A 4,587-nucleotide genomic window follows, 5' to 3' on the forward strand; every position below is an offset into this window, starting at 1 on the left:
AACTGGATTGTATTTACAATTCAAGAGTATGGGACAAGGGAAGAGAAATACACTATGCTGTATATCTAAGAAAATAAGACGTATATGCTATCATACATTTCATACTTACTAAGACTTCCTAAAAAGAGTACTAACTAATAAACAATACATTGAAATCAACATATACATTATTCATCCTATCAATTATTATATCCTGTTCGTCAACGAAACATTTACCTCATGAACAAATCATTGGCACGTATATATCTAATGACATTTTTTACGGTGTTTCTGAGGAGATTGAATTAAAAGCAAACCAAGGCTTTGAATACAATTGGGACCAAGGATTGCTTGAAGGAAGCACTTTTGGAAAATGGAAAAGAGAGGGGAATTATATCATTTTAAATAGTAATAAACAAGTAAATGAAGTTCCTCCCTTTGAAATTATCGAAACCAAAAAGTACAAATCAGAAATACTTACCTTAAAGGTGTTGAATCCAAATAACGAAGGACATGCTTTTGCCAAGTGTGCGTTAAAAAAGGATACAATTATTTTATCTGGGAAAATAACAGATCTAGAAGGAAGGTGTAGATTTGATAAAGTAACGGCAGATAGTCTAATTATCAGTGCTTATGGATATAACACGATTCGTATACCGCTGGATTCTACATTTTCATCACTTACATTGAAATTGGTGGAAGATTTTGATACATATAGATACTTTACAAATGAAAAGTGGAAGTTTAAAAAAGGAAGACTCTACGATACCTCAAAACGAAAAGGTCATGCGTCGAGGAAATACTACTACCAAAAAATAAAATAACGCCAACTACAAAAGTTACAATATATCTAAAAGTCTAAAAAAAGGGACTAATCCATTATTTTCAATCTGTACATTTCAACGAACTTTTTAAATGCTTATATTGGTTGAGAACTTGGGATTCTCTATTATGTTGGAAGGATAAACACAATTATGTTTATTTGGATGTTAAGTCACTGAAAAATCACAACGATAATTGCAAACATTAGTCATCAATACCAGACCCATTCTACCCTATTGGATTACACTTATGGGAACTTCGTTCGCGTGCATACAAGTCATCTTTAAATTTGTGGAAAACATTGAAACAGCCCTTTCCCTACTCATCGTGGTTGTAGTTATGTATCTAGGTCATTTGTTCGCAAAATTTTTATTTGACGGAAAGTTAGCCGTGACTTTTTCTAAACACACCCTTATCTTTAACTGGCAACGAAAGCCTGTTATTACAAAAAGAGTCTTCCAAGAAATAAGTATTAAAGACATCCAATCTTACGTCTATCATGATTACAGAGGATATATAACGGTCAAAATTAAAATGACAGATGGATCAATAACTAGAATTGAATGCCCTTCCCCATCGAACCTTAAGCATACAGATTTAGGTAAACTACTTAGTGAACTTAAAATAATTACAAAGCGGAACGGTTAAAATAATACTCTCCAATCATAAATTCACGTAAAACTCAACTTCAACCTCTCTAGAAATCTAGAACTCTAGCCATCTAGATGTCTAAACAAAAAAGAGAGTGCCCTTTTCGAACACTCTCTCGTCATCATCTATATTTTTTGTCTACTATTTTGTAAACAACATCTCTCTCAATTTTGGGAAAGGCCATAACTCATCGTCTACTAACATTTCTAATTTGTCAGCGTGGTAACGAATATCGTCAAAGAATACTTTCACTGTATCACAGTAAGCGGCTGCCTTCTCTCCAATGTTTTCAATGTTGTTGGCAACTTTTCTTGCTGCTAACATTTCATCACATAAAGACTTCATTTTGTTCAAGTGCATAGAAATTTCTTTCACCATGTCTAATTGAACTTTAGAAGCTTCTGTAGCATCTCCTCCTAAAATATCATTCAATCCTTGGATGTTCTTGATCAACCTGTTTTGGTAATTGATTACAGAAGGAATGATGTGGTTTTGCGCCAAATCATTGATCATTCTTGCTTCAATCTGAACTCTCATGATGTAAGATTCAAATTCAATTTCCTGACGTGCTAATACTTCACGCTCTGAGAAAATGTTTAAGTCTTCGAATAATTTGATTGTTTCTGGACGCTCCCAAACTTGTAATGCTCTTGGCGTATCTTTCAAGTTAGATAATCCTCTCTTTTCAGCTTCAGCAACCCACTCGTCACCGTAACCATTCCCTTCGAAACGGATTTTCTTAGACTCCTTAATCAATACTTGTAATTCTTTCAAGATTGCTTCGTCTTTGCTATCACCACCTTCGATTCTAGCGTCAACAGCTTTCTTAAACAATCTCAACTGGTTCGCCATAATCGTGTTCAAAACGATCATAGACTGAGAACAGTTTGCCAAAGAACCTACCGCTCTAAATTCGAATTTGTTTCCTGTAAATGCGAAAGGAGAAGTTCTGTTTCTATCTGTGTTATCTAATAAGATTTGAGGAATTTTACCGATGTTTAATTTCAACTCCGTTTTATCCTCTGGTGTCATCTTACCAGCTTTAACGTTTTCTTCTAAATCATCCAAAGCCTTTGTTAACTGAGACCCGATGAACGCAGAGATAATTGCTGGTGGCGCTTCGTTAGCTCCTAAACGGTGATCGTTAGATGCTGATGCAATAGCCGCTCTTAATAAGTCAGCATTATCGTGAATTGCTTTAATTGTGTTCACGAAGAACGTTAAGAACTGCATGTTGCTCTTAGGGTTCTTACCTGGTGCTAACAAGTTCACTCCTGTGTTTGTAGAAAGTGACCAGTTGTTGTGCTTACCAGAACCGTTCAATCCTGCGAATGGCTTCTCGTGTAACAATACCCTAAAGTCGTGCTTACGCGCAATCTTCTCTAACAAGTCCATCAACAATTGGTTGTGGTCGTTAGCCAAGTTACACTCTTCAAAGATAGGTGCACACTCAAACTGGTTAGGTGCTACCTCATTGTGACGAGTTGTTACAGGAATACCTAAACGGATTGCTTCGTTTTCGAATTCTCTCATGAAAGCTACTGCTCTCTCTGGAATAGAACCGAAGTAGTGGTCATCTAATTGTTGACCTTTTGCAGGAGAGTGTCCAAATAATACTCTACCTGTCATTTGCAAGTCAGGACGTGCATTGTACAATGCTTTGTCGATCAAGAAGTATTCTTGTTCCCATCCTAATGTTGCGATTACTTTATTTACATTCTTATCAAAGTACTGACAAACGTCAACCGCTGCTTTATCAACTTCGTGTAATGCTTTTAATAAAGGCATTTTAAAGTCAAGCGCTTCACCTGTGTAAGAAATAAAAATCGTTGGAATACATAAAGTTTTCCCGATTACGAAAGCTGGAGATGATGGATCCCATGCTGTGTAACCTCTTGCTTCGAAAGTATTACGAATACCTCCGTTCGGGAAAGATGATGCATCTGGCTCTTGCTGAACCAATAAATCACCGTCAAATCTTTCAATTGCTCTACCTGGACCAACTGGCTTAAAGAAAGCATCGTGCTTCTCTGCAGTGGCTCCTGTTAAAGGTTGGAACCAGTGTGTGTAGTGTGTAGCTCCTTTAGAAATAGCCCAGTCCTTCATTGCTGAAGCAACTTGGTCAGCAATACGTCTATCGATACGCGCTCCTGAACTGATCGCTTCTTTAATAGATTTGTATGCTTCTTCTGGTAAATACTCACGCATCACCTCTAAGTGGAATACGTTTTCACCAAAAATCTCAGAGATTCTTGTTACTGGTTCTGAGTGCTTAGGCGTTCTGTGAAGAACATCTTGGTAAGCCTTTTTTCTAATAGATGACATTTGAAAAATTTTAATTTTGGGCAAATATACACCATTTTATTCTCCTCACAACATTAATTTATTGTAAAATTAAAAACACCCCCTTGTTGAAAAGGGGGTGTTTTAATATTTGTAGAGATTTTTCAATTCCACCCCCTAATTAATCGGGGTGTTTTATCATCTGCTTAATTTCTATTTCAAATTAAAGTGTTTTTCTGCTTTATCTGCAATTTGTCCACCTATAGCCAATGAAGCCGTAGCTGCCGGAGAAGGTGCATTTAATACGTGAATAGAGTTTTCCATGTATTCAATACGGAAATCGTCACGTGTATCACCATCTTGTCCTAATAATAAAGCACGCACTCCAGATCTACCTGGGCGAATATCATCCATAGTTAAAGAAGGAATAAGTCCTTGTAAGGTTTTCAAGAATAACTTTTTAGAAAATGCTCTTCTGTATTCATCAATACCAAATTTCATATTGTTAAAGAACAATCTCCATGTACCTCCGTAACTTAAAGCGTCAACGGTATCTTTAAAACTGAAATCTGTTTTTCCATACCCTTCTCTTTTAAATGTAAACACGGCATTAGGTCCACATTCTATTTCACCATCTGTCATACGCGTAAAGTGTACACCCAAGAACGGGAAATCTGGATTCGGAACAGGATAGATTAAGTTATTTACTTTGTGTTTCGCCTGATCGGTTAACTCGTAGTAGTCACCTCTAAACCCAACTACCTTTTCTTTTAAGTCCACCCCATCTTTCTTGGCCATTCTATCAGCTTGCAATCCTGCACAGAAAATCAAATGTTTTGCTTCGTATTTAGT

At 36.5% G+C, this 4,587-nt stretch carries 3 protein-coding genes; 1 reads left to right on the forward strand and 2 read right to left on the reverse strand.

The annotated features are described in order from the left end of the window. Nucleotides 1-149: 149 nt before the first annotated feature. Nucleotides 150-803: a hypothetical protein gene (locus AC22ZQ_RS12605; RefSeq protein WP_318959121.1), complete on the forward strand. Its 654-nt coding sequence runs from the start codon at nucleotides 150-152 to the stop codon at nucleotides 801-803. Between the two features lie 790 nt (nucleotides 804-1,593). On the opposite strand, the gene AC22ZQ_RS12610 is transcribed toward AC22ZQ_RS12605, so the two are convergent. Together AC22ZQ_RS12610 and AC22ZQ_RS12615 are read right to left on the reverse strand one after the other, a co-directional pair. Next, complete coding sequence (locus tag AC22ZQ_RS12610; RefSeq protein WP_318959122.1) at nucleotides 1,594-3,777, reverse strand: glutamine synthetase III family protein; 2,184 nt, start codon at nucleotides 3,775-3,777, stop codon at nucleotides 1,594-1,596. A gap of 171 nt (nucleotides 3,778-3,948) precedes the next feature. After that, nucleotides 3,949-4,587 (reverse strand): FAD-dependent oxidoreductase (locus tag AC22ZQ_RS12615; protein ID WP_318959123.1); only part of this gene is annotated, 639 nt, incomplete at its 5' end.

The organism is Lishizhenia sp. (genome assembly GCF_057456495.1).

Coding starts and splice junctions, on each gene's coding strand:
- AC22ZQ_RS12610 (WP_318959122.1), bottom strand. CDS start 3,777: ATGTCATCTATTAGAAAAAAGGCTTACCAAGATGTTCTTCACAGAACG.